This window comes from Streptomyces massasporeus (assembly GCF_014648995.1).
Taxonomy (GTDB): domain Bacteria; phylum Actinomycetota; class Actinomycetes; order Streptomycetales; family Streptomycetaceae; genus Streptomyces; species Streptomyces massasporeus.
This window is the reverse complement of the sequence record NZ_BMSE01000001.1, coordinates 852671-878060: the sequence shown is the minus strand read 5'-3', so window position 1 is coordinate 878060 and position 25390 is coordinate 852671. Positions and strand designations below refer to the sequence as shown.

At 71.1% G+C, this 25390-nt stretch carries 19 protein-coding genes; 17 read left to right on the top strand and 2 right to left on the bottom strand.

The features are described from left to right. Positions 1-142 precede the first annotated feature (142 nt). From IE153_RS03985 to IE153_RS03905, 17 genes are all read left to right on the top strand, one after another. Positions 143-1081 (top strand): beta-ketoacyl-ACP synthase III, encoded by a 939-nt coding sequence (locus IE153_RS03985; RefSeq protein WP_189588348.1) that lies wholly within the window; start codon positions 143-145, stop codon positions 1079-1081. A 156-nt stretch (positions 1082-1237) separates the two neighbouring features. Beyond that, entirely contained in the window at positions 1238-1915 is a 678-nt protein-coding gene (locus tag IE153_RS03980; RefSeq protein WP_189588347.1) for a GntR family transcriptional regulator, read from the top strand. 321 nt (positions 1916-2236) lie between these two features. Beyond that, positions 2237-3418: an ROK family transcriptional regulator gene (locus tag IE153_RS03975; protein ID WP_189588346.1), complete on the top strand. Its 1182-nt coding sequence runs from the start codon at positions 2237-2239 to the stop codon at positions 3416-3418. Positions 3419-3533: 115 nt separating this feature from the next. Continuing rightward, entirely contained in the window at positions 3534-5051 is a 1518-nt protein-coding gene (locus IE153_RS03970) for a sugar ABC transporter ATP-binding protein (protein ID WP_189588345.1), read from the top strand. Continuing rightward, positions 5048-6067: an ABC transporter permease gene (locus IE153_RS03965; RefSeq protein ID WP_031105328.1), complete on the top strand. Its 1020-nt coding sequence runs from the start codon at positions 5048-5050 to the stop codon at positions 6065-6067. Before IE153_RS03970 ends, IE153_RS03965 begins: the two co-directional genes overlap by 4 nt. 17 nt (positions 6068-6084) lie before the next feature. After that, positions 6085-7131 carry a substrate-binding domain-containing protein gene (locus IE153_RS03960; RefSeq protein ID WP_189588344.1) on the top strand — a complete coding sequence of 349 codons (1047 nt, stop codon included), beginning with the start codon at positions 6085-6087 and terminating at the stop codon, positions 7129-7131. Positions 7132-7186: 55 nt separating this feature from the next. Further along, positions 7187-8398 carry a Gfo/Idh/MocA family protein gene (locus IE153_RS03955; protein ID WP_189588343.1) on the top strand — a complete coding sequence of 404 codons (1212 nt, stop codon included), beginning with the start codon at positions 7187-7189 and terminating at the stop codon, positions 8396-8398. Positions 8399-8411: 13 nt separating this feature from the next. After that, positions 8412-9410 carry a sugar phosphate isomerase/epimerase family protein gene (locus tag IE153_RS03950; protein WP_185006564.1) on the top strand — a complete coding sequence of 333 codons (999 nt, stop codon included), beginning with the start codon at positions 8412-8414 and terminating at the stop codon, positions 9408-9410. A 261-nt stretch (positions 9411-9671) separates the two neighbouring features. Continuing rightward, entirely contained in the window at positions 9672-13394 is a 3723-nt protein-coding gene (locus IE153_RS03945) for a ThuA domain-containing protein (RefSeq protein WP_189588342.1), read from the top strand. Between the two features lie 84 nt (positions 13395-13478). Next, positions 13479-14687, top strand: a complete 1209-nt coding sequence (locus IE153_RS03940) for an inositol-3-phosphate synthase (RefSeq protein WP_189588341.1) — start codon at positions 13479-13481, stop codon at positions 14685-14687. Then, positions 14684-15742, top strand: a complete 1059-nt coding sequence (locus tag IE153_RS03935; protein WP_438817896.1) for an SCO3242 family prenyltransferase — start codon at positions 14684-14686, stop codon at positions 15740-15742. The genes IE153_RS03940 and IE153_RS03935 overlap by 4 nt, the downstream gene beginning before the upstream one ends. Further along, positions 15739-16851, top strand: a complete 1113-nt coding sequence (locus tag IE153_RS03930; protein WP_229828714.1) for a sugar phosphate isomerase/epimerase family protein — start codon at positions 15739-15741, stop codon at positions 16849-16851. The genes IE153_RS03935 and IE153_RS03930 overlap by 4 nt, the downstream gene beginning before the upstream one ends. Next, the gene (locus IE153_RS03925) at positions 16848-17759 is read left to right on the top strand and encodes an EboA domain-containing protein (protein ID WP_229828711.1); all 912 of its coding nucleotides are present in this window, start codon (positions 16848-16850) and stop codon (positions 17757-17759) included. The genes IE153_RS03930 and IE153_RS03925 overlap by 4 nt, the downstream gene beginning before the upstream one ends. Beyond that, positions 17759-18670: a TatD family hydrolase gene (locus IE153_RS03920; RefSeq protein ID WP_189588340.1), complete on the top strand. Its 912-nt coding sequence runs from the start codon at positions 17759-17761 to the stop codon at positions 18668-18670. The genes IE153_RS03925 and IE153_RS03920 overlap by 1 nt, the downstream gene beginning before the upstream one ends. A gap of 3 nt (positions 18671-18673) precedes the next feature. Next, positions 18674-19843 carry a metabolite traffic protein EboE gene (eboE, locus tag IE153_RS03915; RefSeq protein WP_189588339.1) on the top strand — a complete coding sequence of 390 codons (1170 nt, stop codon included), beginning with the start codon at positions 18674-18676 and terminating at the stop codon, positions 19841-19843. Beyond that, a complete protein-coding gene (locus IE153_RS03910) occupies positions 19840-21258 on the top strand; it encodes an alkaline phosphatase family protein (protein WP_189588338.1) in 1419 nt (472 codons plus the stop codon). Before eboE ends, IE153_RS03910 begins: the two co-directional genes overlap by 4 nt. 81 nt (positions 21259-21339) lie before the next feature. Then, positions 21340-22410, top strand: a complete 1071-nt coding sequence (locus IE153_RS03905) for a sugar phosphate isomerase/epimerase family protein (protein WP_189588337.1) — start codon at positions 21340-21342, stop codon at positions 22408-22410. A gap of 85 nt (positions 22411-22495) precedes the next feature. On the opposite strand, the gene IE153_RS03900 is transcribed toward IE153_RS03905, so the two are convergent. Together IE153_RS03900 and IE153_RS03895 are read right to left on the bottom strand one after the other, a co-directional pair. Further along, positions 22496-23887 carry an OFA family MFS transporter gene (locus IE153_RS03900; protein ID WP_189588336.1) on the bottom strand — a complete coding sequence of 464 codons (1392 nt, stop codon included), beginning with the start codon at positions 23885-23887 and terminating at the stop codon, positions 22496-22498. 1 nt (position 23888) lies between these two features. Continuing rightward, positions 23889-25277 (bottom strand): OFA family MFS transporter, encoded by a 1389-nt coding sequence (locus IE153_RS03895; protein ID WP_189588335.1) that lies wholly within the window; start codon positions 25275-25277, stop codon positions 23889-23891. Between the last annotated feature and the right edge of the window lie 113 nt (positions 25278-25390).

The following is a 25390-nucleotide window of genomic DNA, read 5'->3' as shown; positions in this document are numbered from 1 at the left end:
ACAGGTGTCCGGGCGTCCGAGCTCCTGACCGAAGCTGACAACCCCGGCGCCGGTTTCCTGTCGCCTTGGCTGCCGTCGTACCCGTGAGTCACTGATCAGACTGGTGGATCCGCTACCCAAGGCAACGAGGGGGATCCACCCAATGAACGGCTCGCGCATCGCCGCCGTCGGCCACTACCAGCCCGCCAAGGTCCTCACCAACGAGGACCTGGCGGACCTGGTGGACACCAGTGACGAGTGGATCAGGAGCCGGGTGGGCATCCGCACGCGTCACATCGCCGGACCCGACGAGCCGGTCGACGAGCTGGCCGCCCACGCCGCCGCCAAGGCCCTCGCCGCCGCCGGACTGACCCCGGCGGACATCGACCTGGTGCTGGTCGCCACCTCCACGGCTGTCGACCGCTCGCCCAACATGGCGGCCAGGGTCGCGGCCCGCCTGGGCATCCCGCAGGCCGCCACCATGGACCTCAACGTCGTGTGCGCGGGCTTCACCCACGCCCTGGCCACCGCCGACCACGCCGTTCGCGCGGGGGGCGCGAGCCGGGTGCTGGTCATCGGGGCCGACAAGATGTCCGAGGTGACCGACTGGAGCGACCGCACCACATGCGTGCTCGTCGGCGACGGGGCCGGGGCCGCGGTGGTCGAGGCCGCCGACGAGCCCGCCATCGGACCGGTGCTGTGGGGCTCGGTTCCCGAGATGGGCAACGCGGTCCGTATCGAGGGCACCCCGCCGCGCTTCGCACAGGAGGGGCAGAGCGTCTACCGCTGGGCCACCACACAGCTGCCGCCCATCGCGCGCCGGGCCTGCGAGCGGGCCGGGCTGGAGCCGGCCGACCTCGCCGGGGTGGTGCTGCACCAGGCGAACCTGCGCATCATCGAACCCCTCGCGGAGAAGATCGGCGCCGTCAACGCGGTCGTCGCCCGCGATGTGACCGAGTCCGGCAACACCTCGGCCGCCAGCATCCCGCTGGCCTTCTCGAAGCTGGTCGAGCAGGGGGCGCTCACCACGGGCGATCCGGTGCTGCTGTTCGGCTTCGGCGGGAACCTGTCGTACGCGGGGCAGGTCGTGCGCTGCCCCTGAGCCCGGCCCGGTCCCTCGTGGTGTGACGCGGTCAACTCCCCGAAGCCCTGGCTCTTGTGCGCCGTAGACTGTAGACGAAAGACAATCAATACTGGTGCTGCGGCGATACCGGCTCGCGCCGCGCTGTGCACGGCCCTGCCGAGGAGGGGGACCGCGATGCTGTCGACAGGCCTGCCCCAGGGGGCGGTACCCAAGCTGGAACGCCCGGGTCCGCTGCGCGACCGTGTCTACGAGGCACTGCTCGAACTCATCACCACCCGTGCGCTGCAGCCCGGCCAGCATCTCGTCGAGAGCGAACTCGCCGGGCATCTCGGGGTCTCCCGGCAGCCGGTGCGCGAGGCGCTGCAGCGGCTCAACACCGAGGGATGGGTCGATCTGCGGCCCGCCCAGGGCGCGTTCGTGCACGAGCCGACGGAGGAGGAGGCCGACCAGCTCCTCACGGTCCGTACGCTCCTGGAGGCCGAGGCCGCCCGGCTCGCGGCGGCCAACGCCAACAGCGCGGGCATCGCCGCCCTCGAAGCACTGTGCGCCGAGGGCGAGAAGGCCGTCGAGGCCGACGACGTGGACGGGGCCGTCGCCATGAACGCCCGCTTCCACGCCAAGATCATGGAGCTCGCCGGCAACGCGGTCCTCGCCGAACTCGCCGCCCAGGTCGACCGGCGCGTGCGCTGGTACTACACGCCCGTGGCGCGTCGGCGCGGCCACCAGTCCTGGATCGAGCACCGCGAGCTGATCGCCGCGGTCTCCGACCGGGACGAACAGCGCGCCACCCAGCTCATGCGCGAACACACCGAGCACACGCGCCGCTCGTACCACGCGCGTTCCCGGTCGTAGCTGAGTGGCTCAGTAACTCAGTAGCTCGGTGGCTCCTCCGTAGATCCATAGATCCATAGATCCATAGATCCGTAGGTCCGTAGGTCCGAAGCCCCGGGGTCCCATGGCTCCGGGGCTTTGTGACGCCACCACGCCCAGCTGCGAGGCAGGGCACCCGTCAGCTTCTTTGTCCTGTGAGTGGAAAAAGTAGGGGGCAATTCCTGCGCGACTTCTTCCCACTCCCGGCAGCCGCTGCTACGTTCCCTCCGAAAGCAAGCCACCGACGTGGCGGAAAACCGGCGCGCACAGGCCGATCGAGGCGGGGAGGGGCTCGTGAGACGCATGACCGCACGACCCGGAAACGCCCACCAGGCCCGACTGCTCAGGCTGTTGCGCGACGGCGGACCCAACTCCCGTGCCCAGCTGGGCGACCAGGTCGACCTCTCGCGGTCCAAGCTGGCCGTGGAGGTGGACCGGCTGCTGGAGACGGGGCTGGTCGTGGCCGACGGACTCGCCGCCTCGCGCGGTGGCCGCCGCTCCCACAACATCCGGCTCAACCCCGAACTGCGCCTCCTCGGCGTCGACATCGGCGCGACCTCGGTCGACGTCGCCGTCACCAACGCCGAGCTGGAGACCCTCGGGCACCTCAACCAGCCCATGGACGTGCGCGAAGGCCCCGTCGCGGTCTTCGAGCAGGTCCTGGCCATGGCCGCGAAGCTGAGGGCCTCCGGGCTCGCGGAGGGGTTCGACGGCGCCGGCATCGGCGTCCCGGGCCCCGTCCGCTTCCCCGAGGGCATCCCGGTGGCACCGCCGATCATGCCGGGCTGGGACGGCTTCCCCGTGCGGGAGGCGCTCAGCCAGGAACTCGGCTGCCCCGTCATGGTCGACAACGACGTGAACCTCATGGCGATGGGGGAGCAGCACGCGGGCGTCGCCCGCACCGTCGTCGACTTCCTCTGCGTCAAGATCGGCACCGGCATCGGCTGCGGCATCGTCGTCGGCGGTGAGGTCTACCGCGGTACGACGGGCAGCGCCGGCGACATCGGGCACATCCAGGCCGTCCCCGACGGCCGCCCCTGTGCCTGCGGCAACCGAGGCTGCCTGGAGGCCCACTTCAGCGGAGCCGCCCTCGCTCGTGACGCCACGGAGGCGGCCCAGCAGGGACTTTCGCCCGAACTGGCCGCACGGCTGGAGACGAACGGCGGCCTCACCGCCGTCGACGTCTCCGCCGCGGCCGCCGCGGGCGACGCCACCGCCCTCGATCTGATCCGCGAGGGCGGCAACCACACCGGCCAGGTCATCGCCGGCCTGGTCAGCTTCTTCAACCCCGGCCTGGTGGTGATCGGCGGTGGGGTGACCGGCCTCGGTCACACCCTGCTCGCCGCGATCCGTACTCAGGTCTACCGCCAGTCGCTGCCCCTGGCGACCGGCAACCTGCCCATCGTCCTGGGCGAGCTCGGCCCCACCGCCGGAGTCATCGGCGCGGCCCGGCTCATCAGCGACCACCTGTTCTCACCCGCGTAAGCCCGCACCTCCGTACGGCCGCACCAGCACAGCTCACCGCTCTGCCCTGCCCTGCCCTGAACACGCCTGTTCGACAAGCGCCCTGACACCGGCCCGTCCGCCAAGGGGAATCCGCATGGCACCAGAACCACCGCTGCTCAGCATGTCCGGCATCACCAAGTCGTTCCCCGGAGTCCGGGCCCTCGACGGCGTCGACCTCGACGTCCAGGCCGGTGAGGTGCACTGCCTGCTCGGTCAGAACGGGGCCGGCAAGTCCACCCTCATCAAGGTCCTGGCCGGCGCCCACCAGCCCGACACGGGAACCATCCGCTGGCGCGGCGAGGAGGTGACGCTGCGCTCGCCGATCGCCGCCATGCGCCTCGGCATCGCCACCATCTACCAGGAACTCGACCTGGTGGAGCACCTGTCGGTCGCCGAGAACGTGTATCTGGGGCATGAGCCGACCGCCGCCGGATTCGTCGTACGCGGCAGGACGGCCAAGGCGTCAACAGCCGCACTGCTCAAGCGACTCGGGCACGCGGAGATCGATCCGGCCCGGCTGGTCGGCGAACTGTCGGCGGCGCAGCAGCAGATCGTGTCCATGGCGCGGGCGCTCTCCCACGACGTGCGGCTCATCGTGATGGACGAGCCGTCCGCCGCCCTCGACCCGGACGAGGTCGACAACCTCTTCCGCATCGTCGGCGACCTCACCGCCGCCGGAGTCGCCGTCGTCTACATCTCGCACCGCCTGGAGGAGATCCGCCGCATCGGCGACCGGGTGACGGTGCTGAAGGACGGGCAGGCCGTCGCGGGCGGACTCCCCGCGAAGTCGACCCCGACCCGCGAGGTCGTCGCCCTGATGACCGGCCGTAACGTCGAGTACGTCTTCCCGGACCGGCCCGTCTCCCCGCCGTCCGCGCAACCCGTGCTGAAGGTCCAAGGCCTGTCCCGGCAGGGCGAGTTCGAGTCACTCGACCTCGACGTGCGGCCCGGCGAGATCGTCGGCCTCGCCGGACTGGTCGGCTCGGGCCGCTCCGAGATCCTGGAGACCGTCTACGGCGCGCGCAAACCGACGACCGGTCAGGTGCTGGTCGACGGCAGGGCCCTGAAGCCGGGCAGCGTACGGGCCGCCGTCCGGGCCGGACTCGGGCTCGCCCCCGAGGAACGCAAGGCGCAGGCCCTGCTGATGCTGGAGTCCGTCACCCGCAACGTGTCGGTCTCCTCCATGTCCCGCTTCTCGCGCGGCGGCTGGATCGACCGGGGCGCCGAACTCGGTGCCGCCCGGGCCGCGACCCGCGAACTGTCGCTCCGGCCGGACAATCCGTCCGTACCCGTGCGCACCCTGTCCGGCGGCAACCAGCAGAAGGCGGTCCTCGCCCGCTGGCTGCTGCGCGGTTGCAAGGTGCTGCTGCTCGACGAACCCACCCGCGGCGTCGACGTCGGCGCCCGCGCCGAGCTCTACGCGGTCATCCGCCGGCTCGCCGACGAGGGCCTCGCCGTCCTGCTGGTCTCCAGCGAGGTGCCCGAGGTGCTCGGCCTCGCCGACCGTGTGCTGGTGCTGCGCGAGGGCCGTGTCGTCCACACGGCACCCGCCCGCGAACTCGACGAACACCGCGTACTCGACCTGGTCATGGAAGGAAGCCCGGCGTCATGACGCAGCCCGTCTCCCCGCCGCTGGACAGCAGCACCGACAAGGTGCCCCCGGCCCGGCCCCCCGCCTGGCGCGGCCTGCTGATCCGCGCCGACGTCCGCACGCTGTCCCTGCTCGGCGTGCTCGCCGTGCTGATCGTCATCGGCGGCATCACCAAGCCCGACGAGTTCCTCGACACCCGCAACCTGCAACTCGTCCTCACCCAGGCGTCGGTGATCGGTGTCGTCACCGTCGGCATGACCTTCGTCATCGTCTCCGGCGGCATCGACCTGTCGGTCGGCGCGATCGTCGCCCTCGCCTCCGTGTGGGCCACCACCGTCGCCACCCAGGAGTACGGCTTCGCCGGCATCCTCTTCACGGCGGTCGTCGTCGGAGTCGGCTGCGGCCTGGTCAACGGCGTCCTCATCGCCTACGGCGCGATGGTGCCGTTCATCGCCACCCTCGCCATGCTGGCCTCCGCCCGCGGCCTCTCCCTCCAGATCACCGACGGCAGGACGCAGATCGTCACCGTGCCGTCCGTCCTGGACCTGGGGGAGCGCGACGCCTACGTCCTCGGCATCCCGCCCCTGGTCATGGTGTTCGCCGTCGTCACGGTCATCGGCTGGCTGGTGCTCAACCGCACCACCTTCGGACGCCGCACGGTCGCCGTCGGCGGCAACCCGGAGGCCGCCCGGCTCGCCGGCATCGACGTCCGCCGCCAGCGGCTCTACCTCTACCTGCTGTCCGGGCTGTGCTGCGGCATCGCCGCCTTCCTGCTGATCGTCCTGGCCGGCTCCGGCCAGAACACCAACGGCAACCTCTACGAACTCGACGCCATCGCCGCCGCGATCATCGGCGGCACCCTCCTCACCGGCGGCCGGGGCACCATCACCGGCTCCGTCCTCGGTGTCCTGATCTTCACCACGATCACCAACATCTTCGCCCTGAACAACCTGCAGAGCGACGTCCAGCAGATCGCCAAGGGCGCGATCATCGTCGCCGCCGTGCTGGTCCAGCGCCGTACCGCGAGCACGACCTGAGGAAAGGTTCCCCCGCCATGACCGAGATCACGAGCCGCAGAGGGCTGCTCTTCGGGGCCGCCGCCGTCTCCGCCGGTGCCCTCCTCACGGGGTGCACGAGCAACGAGCCGTCCGACTCCAAGGACGAGCCGGCCGGCAACGACCAGCCGGCCGCCGACGACAAGCCCGGCAAGCAGGTCACCATCGGCTTCGCCGGACCGCAGGCCGACCACGGCTGGCTCAACGCCATCAACGACAACGCCAAGAGCCGCGCCGAGAAGTACTCCGACGTCACCCTGGAGATCACCGAGGGCTCCAACGACACCGCCCAGCAGATCGGCCAGATCGAGACCCTCATCAACAAGAAGGTCGATGTCCTGGTCGTGCTGCCCGCCGACGGCAAGGCCCTCACCCAGGTCGGCCTGAAGGCGATGCGCGCCGGCATCCCGGTCGTCAACCTCGACCGCATCTTCAACACCCCGCAGGCCTACCGCTGCTGGATCGGCGGCGACAACTACGGCATGGGCCTCAACGCCGGGCACTACATCGGCGAGAAGCTCAAGGGCAAGTCCGGCGCCCGCGTCATCGAACTGGCGGGCCTGGACAACCTGGAGCTCACCAAGCAGCGCACCCAGGGCTTCGACGACGCCCTGAAGTACTACCCCAACATCAAGAAGGTCGCCCGGCAGGCCGCCGAGTTCACCGTCGAGTCCGGCCAGGCCAAGATGGCCCAGCTGCTCCAGGCCCAGTCGAAGTTCGACGCGCTGTGGAACCACGACGACGACCAGGGCGTGGGCGCGCTGCGCGCCATCGAGCAGGCCGGGCGCGACGACTTCCTCATGGTCGGCGGCGCCGGCGCGCTCTCCGCCTTCCAGGCCATCAAGCAGGACGACGGCGTGCTCAAGGCGACCGTGCTGTACCCGCCGACCATGGCTGCCTCGGCCATCGACCTCGCCCGCGCCCTCGGCCAGAGCAAGGGCATCGGGGGCCTCGCCGAGTTCGAGATCCCGTCGTCGCTCACCCTCTACTCGGCCGTCGTCGACAAGACCAACATCGACCAGTACATGTCCACCGGCTTCAAGTGAGCCACCCCGCACCCCCCACGTGCGCCACCCCGACCAGGACGAGGAGGACACCCGTATGGGACAGCCGCAGGAGCAGTCGGAAGGGACCGAGGCAGGGAAGCCACCCCTGCGCGTGGGGATGGTGGGCTACGCCTTCATGGGCGCCGCCCACTCCCAGGGCTGGCGCACCGCGGGCCGCGTCTTCGACCTGCCGCTGGACCCCGTGCAGGCCGTGATCTGCGGCCGGGACGCCGCGGCCGTCCGCGCGGCGGCCGACCGGCACGGCTGGGCCTCCACCGAGACCGACTGGCGGGCCCTCGTCGAACGGGACGACATCGACCTGATCGACATCTGCACCCCCGGCGACAGCCACGCCGAGATCGCCCTGGCCGCCCTGGCGGCGGGCAAGCACGTCCTGTGCGAGAAGCCCCTCGCCAACACCGTCGAGGAGGCCACCTCGATGGCGCTGGCGGCCGAAGAGGCCCACGCGCGCGGCCAGGTGGCGATGGTCGGCTTCAACTACCGCCGCGTTCCCGCCACCGCCCAGGCCCGCCGCATGGTCGCCGAGGGGCGTCTGGGCAGGCTGCGGCACGTGCGCGTGACGTACCTCCAGGACTGGCTGGTCGACCCGCAGTTCCCGCTGACCTGGCGGCTGCGCAGGGAGCAGGCCGGCTCGGGCTCGCTCGGCGACCTGGGCGCGCACATCGTCGACCTCGCGCAGTACCTGGTGGGGGAGCCGCTGGCGGGCGTCTCCGCGCTGACGGAGACCTTCGTAAGGGAACGGCCCCTGCCCACCGGCGCCACGAGCGGGCTGTCCGCCGTCACGTCCGCCGGCGCCGGACAGGTCACCGTCGACGACGCCGCGCTGTTCACGGCCCGCTTCCCCTCCGGCGCCCTCGCCTCGTTCGAGGCCACCCGCTACGCCACCGGCCGCAAGAACGCCCTGCGCATCGAACTCAACGGGGAGCGCGGCTCGCTCGCCTTCGACCTGGAGCGGCTCAACGAGCTGTCCTTCCACGACGCCACCGAGCCCGGCGCGGAGGCCGGTTTCCGGCGGATCCTCGTGACCGAACCCGACCACCCCTACCTGGACGCCTGGTGGCCGCCGGGCCACGGCCTCGGCTACGAGCACACGTTCGTCCACCAGGCCCGCGACTTCGTCCACGCCATCGCCGAGGGCCGCCGCCCCGAACCCTCCTTCGCCGACGGGCTGCAGGTGCAGCGCGTGCTCGCGGCGGTCGAGGAGAGCGCCGAGAAGAACTCCGTCTACACGCCGATCGCGGTCTGAGGAGGCCACGAGGATGCCGCGCACCTTCACTCTGTTCACCGGCCAGTGGGCGGACCTGCCCCTGGAGGAGGTCTGCCGCCTGGCCCGCGACTTCGGCTACGACGGCCTCGAACTCGCCTGCTGGGGCGACCACTTCGAAGTCGACAAGGCGCTGGCCGATCCCGGCTATCTCGACGGCCGCCGGGCCCTGCTCGACAAGTACGGCCTGAAGTGCTGGGCGATCTCCAACCACCTGGTCGGCCAGGCCGTCTGCGACGCCATCATCGACGAGCGGCACCAGGCGATCGTCCCGGAAGCGGTCTGGGGCGACGGAGACCCGGAAGGAGTCCGGCAGCGGGCCGCGGAACGCATGAAGGACACCGCCCGGGCCGCGGCCGCCTTCGGCGTGAACACCGTCATCGGCTTCACGGGCTCCGCCATCTGGCATCTGGTCGCCATGTTCCCGCCCGCCCCCGAGGCGATGATCGAGCGGGGCTACCAGGACTTCGCCGACCGCTGGAACCCGATCCTGGACGTCTTCGACGCCGAGGGCGTGCGGTTCGCGCACGAGGTCCATCCCAGCGAGATCGCCTACGACTACTGGACGACGGCCCGCGCATTGGAAGCGGTCGGCAGGCGCCCCGCCTTCGGCCTCAACTTCGATCCCTCGCACTTCGTGTGGCAGGACCTCGACCCGGTCGGGTTCCTCTGGGACTTCCGCGACCGGATCTACCACGTCGACTGCAAGGAGGCCCGCAAGCGCCTCGACGGCCGCAACGGCCGCCTCGGCTCCCATCTGCCCTGGGGCGACCCGCGGCGCGGCTGGGACTTCGTCTCCGCCGGGCACGGCGACGTCCCCTGGGAGGACGTCTTCCGGATGCTGCGCTCCATCGACTACGAGGGTCCCGTCTCGGTCGAGTGGGAGGACGCCGGCATGGACCGTCTGCAGGGGGCGCCGGAGGCCCTGACGCGGCTGAAGGCCTTCGACTTCGAGCCGCCCAGCGCGTCCTTCGACGCCGCGTTCAACAGCTGAACCACGCTCCCGGCGCAGGTCGGGGACGGGGACCGGCAACACCGCCGGTCCCCCCTCCGACCTGCGCGGATCCTACTTTGTCCCGCACTGGGAGAAAGTCCGACCGAGTCCGTCGCAAGGGGTGTTCGCCCCGGACGGACCCGGTTACCGTCCTTGATGTGTTCAGGACACACGCACCTCCGGGGTGACGGCGCACCCCGGCGCCCGCACCGCACGCTTCGCACCCACCCGTACGGCCCACCCCGTTCCCGGAGGGACTTCGTGCACAGAACCAGACCCAGAAGCACCGCCACCCCCAGGCGTCCCGGGCTTCGCACCACCGTCGCCCTGTTCACCGGACTGCTCCTCGCCGTCGGCACCCCGGCCACCGTCGCCGGCGCCCACCCCGGCCACCCGGAGCACGACGAACCGGCAGCCGCCGAGGGCCAGTTCCAGCAGGTGCCGCTCGCCAAGGGCGAGCCCGAGATGGGCGAGCCGATGTCGCTCGCCGTGCTCCCGGACCGCAGCGTCCTGCACACCTCGCGCGACGGCACACTGCGCCTCACCGACCAGGGCGGCGTCACCAAGGTCGCCGGCAAACTCGATGTCTACAGCCACGACGAGGAGGGCCTCCAAGGCGTCGGCATCGACCCGGACTTCAAGAACAACCGGGCGATCTACCTCTACTACGCACCGCCGCTCGACACCCCCGCCGGCGACGCCCCGGAGACCGGCACGGCCGAGGACTTCAAGAAGTTCGACGGCGTCAACCGCCTCTCCCGCTTCACCCTGAACGCCAACGGCACGCTGAACACGGCCAGCGAGAAGAAGGTCATCGACGTCGCGGCCTCCCGCGGCACCTGCTGCCACGTCGGCGGGGACATCGACTTCGACGCCGACGGCAACCTCTACCTGTCGACCGGCGACGACACCAACCCCTTCGCCTCCGACGGCTACACGCCGATCGACGACCGGCCGAACCGCAACCCGGCCTTCGACGCCCGCCGCAGCGCCGGCAACACCAACGACCTGCGCGGCAAGATCCTGCGCATCAAGGTCGCCGCGGACGGCTCCTACACCGTCCCGGAGGGCAACCTCTTCGCCCCGGGCACCGAGAAGACCCGCCCCGAGATCTACGCGATGGGCTTCCGCAACCCGTTCCGGATGAGCGTCGACGACAAGACCGGCACCGTCTACGTCGGCGACTACGGCCCCGACGCCGGCGCCGCCGACCCCAAGCGCGGCCCGGGCGGGCAGGTCGAGTTCGCCAAGGTGACCAAGGCGGCCAACTTCGGCTGGCCCTTCTGCACCGGCGACAACGACCCTTACGTCGACTACGACTTCGCCACCAAGGAGTCCGGCGAGGCGTTCGACTGCAACGCCCCGAAGAACACCTCGCCGTACAACACGGGCCTCACCGACCTGCCGCCCGCGCAGGCCGCCTGGATCCCGTACGACGGCGGCTCCGTGCCCGAGTTCGGCAGCGGCTCGGAGTCCCCGATGGGCGGCCCGGTCTACCGCTACGACCCCGAGCTCGACTCCAGCGTGAAGTTCCCGGAGGCCTACGACGGCGACTTCTTCGCCGGCGAGTTCGGCCGCCGCTGGATCAAGCGGATCGAGCAGAACGACGACGGCTCGGTCGCGAAGATCAACGACTTCCCGTGGACCGGCACCCAGATCATGGACATGGAGTTCGGCCCCGACGGCGCGCTCTACGTCCTCGACTACGGCGTCTCCTGGTTCCAGGGCGACGAGCACTCCGCGCTGTACCGGATCGAGAACGCCGAGGACGGCTTCTCCCCGATCGCCGAGGTCAGCGCCGACAAGACGTCCGGCGCGGCCGGCCTGAAGGTCAAGTTCACCGCCTCCGCCAAGGACGCCGACTCTCCCGACCTCACCTACAGCTGGGACTTCGGCGACGGCACCAAGGGCGAGGGCCTCAACCCCACCCACCAGTACAAGAAGGTCGGCACCTACAGCGCCACCTTCACCGCCAAGGACCCCGAGGGCAACACCGGTAACGCCAGCGTCCGGATCGTCGTCGGCAACACCGAGCCCAAGGTGCGCATCGACGTCCCGGGCAACGGCGCCCTGGCCGAGTTCGGCAAGCCCGTCCCGTTCAAGGTGACCGTCACCGACCCCGAGGAGACGGTCGACTGCTCCAAGGTCAAGGTTTCCTACAGCCTCGGCCACGACTCCCACGCCCACGAGCTGACCAGCGAGATGGGCTGCGAGGGCACCCTGACACCGCCCCCCGGTGACGGTGGCCACGACCCCAACGCCAACATCTACGGCGTCGTCGGCGCGAGCTACACCGACGGCGGGGCGAACGGCCAGGAGGCGCTGACGGGCACCGCCCGCACCGTGCTCCAGCCGCTGCACCGCCAGGGCGAGCACTTCACCACCCAGTCCGGCGTGTCGGTCATCGACAAGACCGGCGCCAACGGCGGCAAGACCGTCGGCGACATCAACGACGGCGACTGGATCTCCTTCTCCCCCTACCGGTTCGACGGGCAGAAGAAGATGACCGTGCGGGCCTCCTCCGGCGGCGCGGGCGGCTTCATCGAACTGCGCACCGGCTCGCCCGACGGACCCCTGCACGGCTCGGCCTACATCCCGCCGACCGGTGGCTGGGAGACGTTCCAGAACGTCGACGTGCCGCTGCGGTCGCTGCCGAAGAAGACCACCGACATCTACCTGGTCTTCAGGGGCGGCGAGGGCGCGCTGTACGACGTGGACGACTTCGAGTTCTCCAAGGAGCCGTTCAAGGGCGGCAAGAAGGTCCTGGTCTTCTCCAAGACCGCAGGCTTCCGCCACGACTCCATCCCGTCGGGCATCACGGCGCTGAAGGAACTCGGCGGCCCGGCCGGCATCACGGTCGATGCGACCGAGGAGGCCAAGCAGTTCACCACGACCAACCTCGCCAAGTACGACGCCGTGGCCTTCCTGTCCACCACCGGTGACGTGCTGAACGCCGAGCAGCAGAAGGCGTTCGAGAACTACGTGGCCGGCGGCGGCGGATACATGGGCATCCACGCGGCTGCCGACACCGAATACGACTGGTCGTTCTACGGCGGCCTCGTCGGCGCCTACTTCGACTCGCACCCGGCCATCCAGAAGGCCACCGTCCGCGTCGAGGACCACGACCACCCGTCCACCGGGCACCTGGACGACGCCTGGGAGCGCACCGACGAGTGGTACAACTACCGCACCAACCCCCGTGAGCAGGCCAAGGTCCTCGCCACCCTCGACGAGACCACCTACCAGGGCGGCACCATGAAGGGCGACCACCCGATCGCCTGGTGCCAGAGCTACGGCGGCGGCCGCTCCTTCTACACCGGCGGCGGCCACACCAAGGAGTCCTACGCCGACGAGGCCTTCCGCGCCCATCTGCTCGGCGGCCTCCAGTACGCCACCGGCCAGGTGAAGGCGGACTGCAAGCCGAGCAAGGACTACCGGAAGATCTTCAACGGCCAGACCCTGGACGGCTGGAAGCAGGCCGGCCCCGGCACGTTCAACGTCAAGGACGGCACCCTGGAGTCCGAGGGCGGCATGGGTCTGCTCTGGTACCAGGCCAAGGAGCTGAAGTCGTACTCGCTCAAGCTCGACTGGAAGATGCGGGGCGACGACAACTCCGGGATCTTCGTGGGCTTCCCGGCCTCCGACGACCCCTGGTCCGCGGTGAACAAGGGCTACGAGATCCAGATCGACGCCACGGACGCGGCCGACCGCACCACAGGCTCCGTCTACTCGTTCAAGTCGGCCAACATCAAGGCCCGTGACCAGGTTCTGCGGCCGCCCGGCCAGTGGAACTCCTACGAGATCAAGGTCCAGGGCGAACGCCTCCAGGTGTTCCTCAACGGAGTCAAGATCAACGACTTCACCAACAAGGACCCCCAGCGGAGCCTGACCGACGGCCACATCGGCCTCCAGAACCATGGCGCCGGTGACCAGGTCTCCTTCCGCAACATCCAGTTGAAGGAACTGCCCGTACAGGGCGACTGAACGGCGGCGGGCGGGGGACGCCGGACCCCCGCCCGCCGTCTCCTCACCTCCCCCCGGGGCTCGCGCACGATCAGGAGGCTGCCCATGTCCGCGTCCCTCTCCCGACCGCGTGTGGGGGTGTGGCTGATCGGAGCCCGAGGCTCCGTCGCCACCACCGTCGTCACCGGCTGCGCCGCCGTCGCCGCGGGACTGCACCCGCCCACCGGCATGGTGACCGAAACACCGGTCTTCACCCGCAGCGATCTGCCCGCGCTGTCCGACCTCGTCTTCGGCGGGCACGACACCCTCGACTGTCCCCTGCCCAAACGCGCCGAGACCCTGACCGCCGGCGGCGTCCTCCCACCCGGCGTCGCCACCGCGGTCACCGCCGAACTCACCGCAGCCGACCGGGAGATCAGGCCCGGCGGCCCCACCCCCGGGGACACCAGGAGCCAGGCCGAGCTGATCACGGCCTTCGCCGCCGACATACGCGACTTCGTCCACCGCCACGACCTGGAGCGGGCCGTGGTCGTGAACGTCGCCTCCACCGAACCCGCCTCCCAGGGGCCCGACGCCCCCCTGCCGGCCAGCACCCTCTACGCCCTGGCCGCCCTGCGCGCGGGCTGCCCCTACGTCAACTTCACCCCCTCCGAAGGCATGCACCACCCCGTCGCCGCCGCCGAGGCCGCAGGCAGCGGCCTGCCGCACGCCGGCCGCGACGGCAAGACCGGACAGACGCTGCTGCGGGCCGTGCTGGGCCCGATGTTCGCGCAACGGGCACTGCGGGTCAGGGCCTGGTCCGGCACGAACCTGCTGGGCGGCGGCGACGGCGCCGCCCTCGCCGACCCGGCCGCCGCCGCGGCGAAGAACGCGGGCAAGGAACGCGTCCTCGCCGACACCCTCGGTACCGTCCCCGAGGGCGAGGTCCACATCGACGACGTCCCCGCCCTCGGTGACTGGAAGACCGCCTGGGACCACATCGCCTTCGACGGCTTCCTCGGCACCCGCATGATCCTCCAGACCATCTGGCAGGGCTGCGACTCGGCCCTGGCCGCACCCCTCGTCCTCGACCTGGCCCGCCTGACCGCCCGGGCCCACGAGACAGGGCTGTCCGGACCCCTCGGCGCGCTCGGCTTCTACTTCAAGGACCCGGTGGGGGAGGGGCCCTCGGGGTTGTCCGAGCAGTACGAGGAACTGATCCGGTTCGGGCGGAGCCTGGGGCAGGGAGAAGGAGAAGGCCAGGGAGAAGGCGAGGGCGTGGGCCGTGACGCGGGGTCGGTGAGCGGCCCCGAGGCGACGGGAGAAGCACGGTGACGCTGCGCGAAAGCCCTTGCGGATGCCCCGACGAGACGCCCAACGCCGCTCCTCGGGCCACTGCTGGTGACACGCCCCCCTGCGCATGCCCCGGCCGCTCGCACCGAGGCCGCGCATGGGCCGAACTCCTGCGCTTGCCCGCCCTCTTCAGCGTCCCCGGAGACGCCCTGGCCGGCACGGCCGCAACCGGCGCGTGCCCCAACACCCGCACCCTGCTCGCCATCGCCTCCTCCCTCTGCCTGTACGAAGCCGGCATGGCCCTCAACGACTGGGCCGACCGCGACGTGGACGCCGTCGAACGCCCGCACCGGCCCCTGCCCTCCGGCCGCATCCGGCCCGCCGCCGCCCTCACCGCGGCCTGCGCCCTCACCGGAGCCGGACTGGCCCTGGCCGCCGGGGCGGGCCGCCCGGCCCTGACCGTCGCCGCACCCCTCGCGGCGACCGTCTGGGCGTACGACCTCGGCCTGAAGCACACACCCGCCGGGCCCGTGGCCATGGGCACGGCACGCGGCCTCGACCTGCTCCTGGGAGCCGCGGCCACGAGCGGCAGCACCCGCCCGGCCCTGCCCTCCGCCGCCCTCCTCGGCACCCACACCCTCGCCGTCACCACGGTCTCCCGCCAGGAGGCTCAGGGCGGCTCACCCGTGCCGCCTCTGGCGGCCCTCGCGACGACGGCCCTGCTGACCCGACTGGTGACGCGCCGCAGCTCCGGCGGGCCGCCGAGAGGCCGCCGGCCGGCAACCGGGCACAGGCCGGCAACGGGGCACAGGCAGGCAGGTCTCCGGGCCGACCGGTTCCCGGGGCAGGACTCCGGAGCGCTGCTCACCACCGCCCTCACGGCCGCGTACGCCGCGACGACCGCCCGCCCCTACTTCCACGCCACCCTGAACCCCTCACCTCCCCTCACCCAGCGCGCCGTCGGCGCCGGCATCCGCGCCACCATCCCCCTCCAGGCCGCCCTCACCGCCCGCTCCCGGGGCACGGCCACGGCACTTCTCATCGCCGCGCTCGCCCCCCTCGGAGCCCGGTTCGCGAAGAAGGTGAGCGTCACATGAGCGCCGATGCCCATGCCCCGAAGAGCCGTGCCACGACCTCACCGACCATCGACGCCCAGCCGGCCACGTCGCCTAGCACCGCCTCCGCCCGGCCCGGCGCCTCGCCCAGTACCGCCCCGGCCCGGCCCGAAGCCTCGCCCAGCGCTTTCCTCGCACGGCCCGGCGCCCTTCCTTCCCTCCGCTTCGGCTACGGCACCAACGGTCTCGCCGACCTCCGTCTCGACGACGCCCTCGGCCTCCTCGCCGACCTCGGTTACGACGGCGTCGGACTGACCCTCGACCACATGCACCTCGACCCGCTCGCCCCCGACCTGGCCGCCCGCACCCGCCGGGTCGGGCAACGGCTGGACGCGCTCGGGCTGGGCGTCACCGTCGAGACGGGCGCCCGCTACGTCCTCGACCCCCGCCGCAAGCACGGCCCGTCCCTGCTGGACCCGGACCCGGACGACCGGGCCCGCCGCGCCGACCTCCTCGTCCGGGCCGTCCGCGTCGCCGCCGACCTCGGCGCCCACGCGGTGCACTGCTTCGGCGGTGTGGTCCCGGAGGACACCGACACGGACACCGCATGGAAACGCCTCGCCGAGACCCTGACCCCCGTCCTGGACGTCGCCGCCTCCGCGGGCATCCCGCTCGCCGTCGAACCCGAGCCCGGTCACCTCCTCGCCACCCTGGCCGACTTCCACCGGCTCCGCAGCGCCCTCGGCGACCCCGAAGCCCTCGGCCTCACCCTGGACATCGGCCACTGCCAGTGCCTCGAACCCCTTTCTCCCGCCGACTGCGTGCGCGCCGCCGCCCCCTGGGTGCGGCACGTCCAGATCGAGGACATGCGGCGCGGCGTCCACGAGCACCTCCCCTTCGGGGACGGGGAGATCGACTTCCCGCCGGTCCTGGCGGCGCTCGCGGCCACCGGCTACCAGGGCCTGACCGTCGTCGAGCTGCCCCGACACTCCCACGCCGGCCCACACTTCGCCGCGCACTCCCTCCCGTTCCTCCGCCACGCCGAGCGGACCGCGGCCACCCTGCCGCCTGCCACCGCTCCGGCCCTCCAGCAGGCCGCGCCACCCCACGGCGCTCCCTCCGCCACCCCTGAGGGGAGCAGCACCAGATGACCCGTCCCCGCGCCACACCAGCGGCGAGAACCGAGAACACCCAGAGCACCCAGGCAGCGCCAGGCCTCAAGGACACCGACCGGAGCACCGACGGCGCCCATGGCCTCAACGACACCGACCCGGGCACCGCCGGCCAGGGGACAGCCGACCCGGGCACCGCCGGCCAGGGGACAGCCGACCCGGGCACCGCCGACCGCAGCCCCGAGGCCGCCCCGGGCGACGCCCGCACCCGCACCCCACACTCCACCCCGCACACCGCCCCCACTCCCTCGCTCGCCGACCTCCGCCACCACATCACCACCCACCTCGACCCGGCCGCCCGCACCTGGCTCGACCAGGCCCTCGACGAGGCCGCCGCCCACCCCGGCATCCACGGGCCCATCTCCGTATGGGAGCTGCGTCTCGCCGAAGCCGGCCGGCGCTGCGGTGCCGCGCACGCCGACGCCGCACGTGTCCTCATCCTGGACGCGGCCCGCGCCGGCATCGACGCCCTGACCCGGGTGTACTTCCAGGGCACCGCCGACGAGCGCCGGGCCGTGCTGCACGCCCTGCCCCACCTCGTCCCCGGACCGGACGCGCTCCCACTGATCGAGGACGCCCTGCGCACCAACGACACCCGGCTCCTCAGCGCCGCCGTCGGCCCCTACACCGCCCGGCACCTGACCGCCCACGCCTGGCGCCACGCCGTGCTGAAGTGCCTGTTCACCGGTGTGTCGGTCGACCATGTGGCGGACCTGCCCCGGCGCGCCGCCGGCGACGGCGAACTCGCCCGGATGCTGGGCGACTACGCCGCCGAACGCACCGCCGCCGGCCGCACCGTCCCCGAGGACCTGCACCGCGTCCTGGACCTGACCGAGTCCGTCACCCCGGCCCCTGTCACGGACCACCCCCACGGCAAGGAGTCCTGATGCGCATCTTCGACCCCCACATCCACATGACCTCCCGGACCACCGACGACTACGAGGCCATGTACGCCGCCGGTGTCCGCGCCGTCGTCGAGCCGTCCTTCTGGCTCGGACAGCCGCGCACCTCGCCCGCCTCCTTCCGTGACTACTTCGACGCCCTCCTCGGCTGGGAGCCCTTCCGCGCCGCCCAGTACGGCATCGCCCACCACTGCACGATCGCCCTCAACCCCAAAGAGGCGAACGACCCCCGCTGCCTGCCCGTCCTCGACGAACTGCCCCGGTATCTCGTCAAGGACAACGTCGTCGCGGTCGGGGAGATCGGCTACGACTCCATGACCCCCGCCGAGGACACCGCCCTCGCCGCGCAGCTCCAGCTCGCCGCCGACCACGGCCTGCCCGCCCTCGTGCACACCCCGCACCGCGACAAGCTCGCCGGACTGCGCCGCACCCTCGACGTCGTCCGGGAGTCCGCACTGGCCCCGGACCGCGTCCTGGTCGACCACCTCAACGAGACCACCGTCAAAGAGGCCAGGGACAGCGGCTGCTGGCTGGGTTTCTCCGTCTACCCCGACACCAAGATGGACGAGGAACGCATGGTCGCGCTGCTGCACGCCCATGGCACCGAGCAGGTGCTGGTGAACTCCGCCGCCGACTGGGGAAAGAGCGACCCCCTCAAGACCCGCAAGGTCGGCGACCTGATGCTGGCCGAGGGCTTCGACGAGGACGACGTCGACCAGGTGCTGTGGCGCAACCCCGTCGCCTTCTACGGGCTCAGCGGCCGCCTGAACCTCGACGTCACCGGCACTGAGGCCACCCACGAGGGCAACTCCGTCCTCCGCGGCGCCCCGAAGGGTCCGCACGAGCCGGACACCGGCCCGGGCACGCCGGCCCCCGTCCCCGCCGCGGAGGCGTGAACCATGCGCTTCCGCCACCCCGACGGCTCCACCGTCCACCTCGCCTACTGCACCAACGTCCACCCCGCGGAGACGCTCGACGGTGTCCTCGCCCAGCTCCGCGACCACTGCGAACCCGTCCGCCGCCGCCTCGGCCGCGACCGGCTCGGCATCGGACTGTGGCTCGCCAAGGACGCCGCCCACGCCCTCGTCACCGACCCCGCCGCGCTGCGCGGCCTGCGCACCGAACTCGACCGGCGGGGCCTCGAGGTCGTCACCCTCAACGGCTTCCCCTATGAGGGCTTCGGCGCCGAAGAGGTCAAGTACCGCGTCTACAAGCCGGACTGGGCCGACCCGGAACGCCTCGACCACACCACCGCCCTGGCCCGCGTCCTCGCCGGGCTCCTCCCCGACGACGTCACCGACGGGACCATCTCCACCCTGCCTCTCGCCTGGCGCACCGCGTACGACGACGAGCGCGCGCAAAGTGCCCGCACCGCGTTGCGCGCCCTCGCCGAACGCCTCGACGCCCTTGAGGAGCTGACCGGCCGCTCCATCCGCGTCGGCCTGGAACCGGAACCCGGCTGCGTCGTCGAGACGACCCACGACGCCATCGCCCCGCTCACCGCGATCGGCCACGACCGCATCGGCGTCTGCGTCGACACCTGCCACCTCGCCACCTCCTTCGAAGATCCGCACACCGCCCTGGACGCCCTCACCGAGGCCGGCGTCCCCGTCGTCAAATCCCAGCTCTCCGCCGCCCTGCACGCCGAACACCCCCATCTCCCCGAGGTACGCGAGGCCCTCGCCGCCTTCGCCGAACCCCGCTTCCTGCACCAGACCCGCACGGCCACCGCCGCCGGCCTGCGCGCCACCGACGACCTCGACGAGGCCCTCGCCGGACACGCCCTGCCCGACGCATCACCCTGGCGCTCCCACTTCCACGTCCCCCTGCACGCGGCCCCTGCCGCGCCCCTCACCTCCACCCTCCCGGTCCTGAAATCCGCGCTGACCCGGCTCGTCGGCGGCCCGGCCCCGCTCACCCGCCACCTGGAGGTCGAGACCTACACCTGGCAGGCCCTTCCGCCCGAGCTGCGCCCCAAAGGCCGCACGCAGCTCGCCGAGGGCATCGCCGCCGAACTCACCCTCGCCCGCGACCTGCTGACCGACCTCGGCCTGAAGGAGCTGCCATGAGCACCGGCCCCCATGAGCAGTCCGACCCGGGCACCGCGACCCGCCCCACCCCGCTCCTCGTCCTCGACGTCGTCGGCCTCACCCCCCGACTCCTCGACCACATGCCCCACCTCAAAGCGCTCGGCCAGTCCGGTTCCCGTGCCCCGCTCGGCACCGTCCTGCCCGCCGTCACCTGCGCCGCCCAGTCCACGTTCCTCACCGGCACCATGCCCTCGGAGCACGGCATCGTCGGCAACGGCTGGTACTTCCGCGAACTCGGCGACGTCCTGCTGTGGCGCCAGCACAACGGGCTCGTGGCCGGCGACAAGCTCTGGGACGCCGCCCGTCGCGCCCACCCCGGCTACACCGTCGCGAACATCTGCTGGTGGTACGCCATGGGCGCCGACACCGACATCACCGTCACCCCCCGTCCGGTCTACTACGCCGACGGCCGCAAGGAACCCGACTGCTACACCCGGCCGGCCGCACTGCACGACGAACTCACCGAAAAATTCGGCACGTTCCCCCTGTTCCACTTCTGGGGTCCCGGAGCCGACCTCGTCTCCAGCCGGTGGATCATCGACGCGACCCGCCACATCATCCGCACCCTGCACCCGGACCTGACGCTCTGCTACCTCCCTCATCTCGACTACGACCTGCAGCGCTTCGGCCCCGACGACCCGCGCTCCCTGAAGGCGGCCGCCGATCTCGACGCCGCCATGGCCCCGCTGCTGAAGGACGCCCGTGCCGAGGGCCGTACCGTCGTCGCCCTGTCCGAGTACGGCATCACCCGCGTGGACCGGCACGTCGACATCAACCGCGCCCTGCGCCGCGCCGGGCTGCTGGAGGTGCACACGCAGGACGGCATGGAGTACCTCGACCCGATGGCGTCCCGCGCCTTCGCGGTCGCCGACCACCAGATCGCCCATGTCTACGTGCGTCGCCCCGAGGACCTCAACGCCACACGAGCGGCCCTCGACGGCCTGCCCGGCATCGACCGACTCCTGGACGACGAGGGCAAGAAGACCCACCACCTCGACCATCCGCGCGCGGGCGAACTCGTCGCCGTGGCGGAACCCGACGCCTGGTTCACGTACTACTACTGGCTCGACGACAACCGCGCGCCCGACTTCGCGCAGCTGGTCGAGATCCACCGCAAACCCGGCTACGACCCGGTCGAACTCTTCATGGATCCCCTCGACCCCTACGTCAAGGTCAAGGCGGCCACCGCACTGGCGCGCAAGAAGCTCGGCATGCGCTACCGCATGGCGGTCGTGCCCCTGGACCCCTCACCTATTCGCGGCAGCCACGGCCGCCTTCCGCAGAGCGACGACGACGGTCCGCTCCTCATCTGCTCCACCCCCCGTGCCGTCGGAGACCGCGTCGCGGCCACCGATGTGAAGTCACTGCTGCTCCGACTCGCCGGTCTCACCTGAGGTCACAGCCCTCGGTACCGACTGGTCACAAGTGAAGCACTCACCACTGACAACGCCCCGCGATCACGAGGAGTTCCACGCATGAGCCGCTTCTCCCAGCCCGACCCCGAGCTCGGCCACCGCCTCAGCAGACGAGGCATGCTCGGCGTGGCCGCCGGCACCGCCGCCGCCGCACTGCTCGGCGCCGCCGCCCCGGCGAACGCCGCCACCCGCAACGCCGCCACCAACGGCAGCGCCACGCCCGCCACCGCGTCCGGCGCCAAGGGCCGCGGCCGCCCCGTCCTGCCGCCCGGCCGCCTCGGCATCCAGCTCTACAGCCTGCGCGACAAGGTCTCCACCCTCGGCTTCGGCCCCGTCTTCGCCGAACTGGAGCGGTACGGCTACGACGAGGTCGAGTTCGCCGGATACACCCAGGGCTCCGCCGGCCCCATCACGCTCGCCCAGCTCAAGCGGCTGGCCCGCAACCACGGCCTGAACCCGATCGGCAGCCATGTCGGCTACTACTCCGACGACCCGAACGCCTACACCTTCGCCCAGAACCTCACCAAGGTCCTCGACGACGCCCAGGCCCTCGGCCTCAAGCACATCGGCACGGCCTCCGGCCCGTTCCGCTACGGCTCGACCGTCGACGCCTGGAAGCGCGCCGCCGAGGACTTCAACACCTACGGCGCGGCGGCGAGGGCCCGCGGCATGAAGTTCTACCAGCACAACCACTCCGAGGAGTTCTCCTTCGCCACCGACAACCCCAAGGTCCGTCTCTACGACGTCCTGCTCAAGGAGACCGACCCGGACCTCGTCCACCTGGAGATGGACATCTACTGGGCGTACGTCGGCCAGTTCCGCTTCTCCAAGCGGCCCGACGGCACACCCGCGCCGTTCGAGCCGCTGAACTACGTCCTGCGGCAGCCCGACCGCTACCCGCTCTTCCACGTGAAGGACGGCGAGAGCGACCCGTCGAACCCGTACGGCTACAACATGACCGACGTCGGCGACGGCGACATCGACTACCAGCGGTTCATCTCCGCCGTGACCCGGCTGCGCGGCCACCGCCTGGCCCACCACTGGCAGGCCGAGCACGACAACCCGGCCGAGTCCTTCACGTTCGCGCGCCGCTCCAGCGCACACCTGCACTCTCTGAGGGAGAAGTGCTGACGGGGGAGGTGCCGGCCGGCGTACGGACCTGAGGGGGCCCCTCCCCGAACGGGGAGGGGCCCCCTCAGGTATGCGGCTGCGGCCGTCAGCCGACGGTCCGCGGCCGTGCCGGTGCGCGCCCCGGCTGGCGCAGCAGCAGGGCGACCACCGCGGCGAGCATCGACACGCCGCCGGCGAGCGCGTACGCGCCGTTGTAGCCCCAGGCGGCGACCACCATCGAGCCCAGTCCACCGCCGAACAGGCCGCTGATCAGCTTGCCGCTGTAGACCAGCCCGTAGTTGGTGGCGTTGTAGTTCTCCCCGAAGTAGTCCGGGGTGAGTGCCGCGAACAGCGGGTAGAACGCGCCGCCGCCGAAGCCGGACAGGAACGCGAAGAACAGGAACAGCCACTCGCTCTTCAGGTCGCCCGCCCAGATCACGCCGAACTGGGCGAGGCCCAGCACGACGATGACGAACACCAGGGTGGACTTGCGGCCCCACCGGTCGGACAGCCAGCCCACCACGCCGCGGCCGACGCCGTTGACGACGGCCATCACGCCCATCGAGGACGCCGCCACCAGCGGGCCGAAGCCCACGTCCTTGGCGAAGTCGACCTGGAACGAGATGCCGAAGATCGACACACCGGCGGTCATCACGACCGAGATCCACATCAGCGGCAGCATGCCCGTGCGGATGGCCTCCTTCGGAGTGAACTGCCGAACCGCCGGCGGGTTCCTGGCGAGACTGGCGGCGTTCTTCCGGTCATCGGAGAAGGTCAGCGGGTCGATGTCCGCCGGCCACCAGTTCTTCGGCGGGTCCTTGAAGAAGAACGCGCAGGCCACGACCACGACCATGACGTAAGCGCCGATGAGGTCCAGGACCCGGTGGTAGTTCGCCGTGTCGAAGCCGTAGTTGAAGATGAAGATGAACGGCAGCGACCCGTACGCGAACCCTCCGTTGACGAACCCCGTGCGGGCGCCGCGCCGCTCCGGGAACCACTTGCCGACCATGTTGATGCAGGTGGCGTAGACGAGCCCGGCGCCGATCCCGCCGACCACGCCGAAGCCGAGGATCGCCAGCAGCACGTTGCCCAGGTGCGACAGGGCCAGGAACCCCAGCAGGCACAGGCCCGACCCGATGTACATGGCCGAACGGGCCGACAGGTGGCCCTTCTCCCGCAGCCAGCCCGCCGGGAAGGCGATACCGGCCTGGAAGAACACCCAGACGCTGAGGATCCAGAAGGTGTTGTTCTGCGTCCAGCCGTGCGCGTGGGACAGGGTGTCCTCCGCGGAGCCGTACGCGTACTCGAAGACGCTGATGGCCATCATGGCGATCCACGGCAGATACACCATGATCGTGCGAGAGTGGCCGAGGATGTCCCGGTCGGTCTCGCCGAGGCGGTAGACGCGGCCGTGGGGATCGGTCACCTCCCGGTAGGGACGGTGCGCGGCGTCGGAGGGTAAGGGGGACGTCCTTGCTTCGTACGGATCTGCCGTCATGTCAGGCTGTGTCCTCGCCGAGCGGTTGCGGGTTGGGGGAGATACGGCCCGTCTTCCTGTCGCGTCCCGGCGGGGTGAGGAACAGTGCCACGCAGCCGGCGAAGAGGGAGATGGAGCCGGCCAGGATGAAGGCACCGGAGTGCCCCCAGGCGCCGACGACCACCGCGCCCATGCCGGCGCCCAGACCGGAGACGAGCTTGGCGCTGTAGACCATGCCGTAGTTGGACGCGTTGTTGTTCTCACCGAAGTAGTCGGCGGTCAGGGCTGCGAACATCGGGAAGATGGCGCCCCCGCCGAAGCCGGAGATCGCGGAGAAGATCAGGAACAGCGTGAGGTTCTTGCTCTCGGCCGACCAGAGGATGCCGTACTGGGCGAGGCCCAGGATGAGGCAGACGGCGAGCAGGCACCGCTTGCGGCCGTAGAGGTCCGAGAGCCAGCCGATGACGCCGCGGCCGGTGCCGTTGACGACCGCCTTCAGGGACATGGCCGTGGCCACGATCCCGCCGGCGAATCCGGCCTCCTCGCCGATGTCCACCTGGAAGGCGATACCGAAGATGTTCACGCCGGACGTACACGCCAGGCAGAACCACATCAGGGCCACCCGGCCGGTCTTCCACGCCTCCTTGGGGGAGTACTGGCGCACCGCCGGCGGGTTCATCCGCAACGAGCGGGCCGCGCGCGGGTCGTCCGGCGGGTTCAGCGGGTCGATCGAGGAGGGCCACCAGTTCTTCGGCGGGTCCTTGAAGAAGTAGCCGGAGCACGCGACCATCCCGGCCAGCAGCACCCCCACCGAGACCAGCACCCAGCGGAAGTTGGTCAGGTCCATATAGCCGTTGAAGAGGAAGACGAAGGGCACCGAGCCGTAGGCGAAACCACCGTTGACGAAACCGGTCTTGCCGCCCTTGCGCTCCGGATACCACTTGCCGACCATGTTGACGCAGGTGGCGTACACCATGCCCGCGCCCATACCGCTGAACATACTGAAGCCGATGTAGGCGAAGACGACGTGCGGCGCGAAGGCGAGGGACAGGTAGCCCAGCAGCGTGCCGGTGGCGCCGAGCATCATGGCCCAGCGGGCCGGCAGCTTTCCGCTCTCACGCAGTTTGCCCGCGGGGAAGGCCACCGCGGCCTGGAAGAAGACCCAGACGGTCATCATCCAGAAGATGTGCATGCTGTTCCAGCTGTGCGCCGTGTGCAGGGTCTCCTCGGCCGACGCGAACGCGTACTCGGCGGAGGAGATGCCCATCATGCCGATCCAGGGAAGGATCACCATCCACTTGCGCTTGCGGCCCATGATGTCGATGTCGGTCTCACCGAGGCGGTAGACGCGACCGTTCGCGTCGGTGACCTCCCGGTAGGGAACCGTTGTGGGCAGATCGGTCGTTGTCATGTCGTGTCGCACCCCTTGCGTCGAAAGATCTGGCCAGCGCCCCCTGTCCCATGCCTTTCGTGCGCGTGCGGGTCCCGGGGCCTGCCGACGCGCACCGTCGGAAGGCCCCCCGC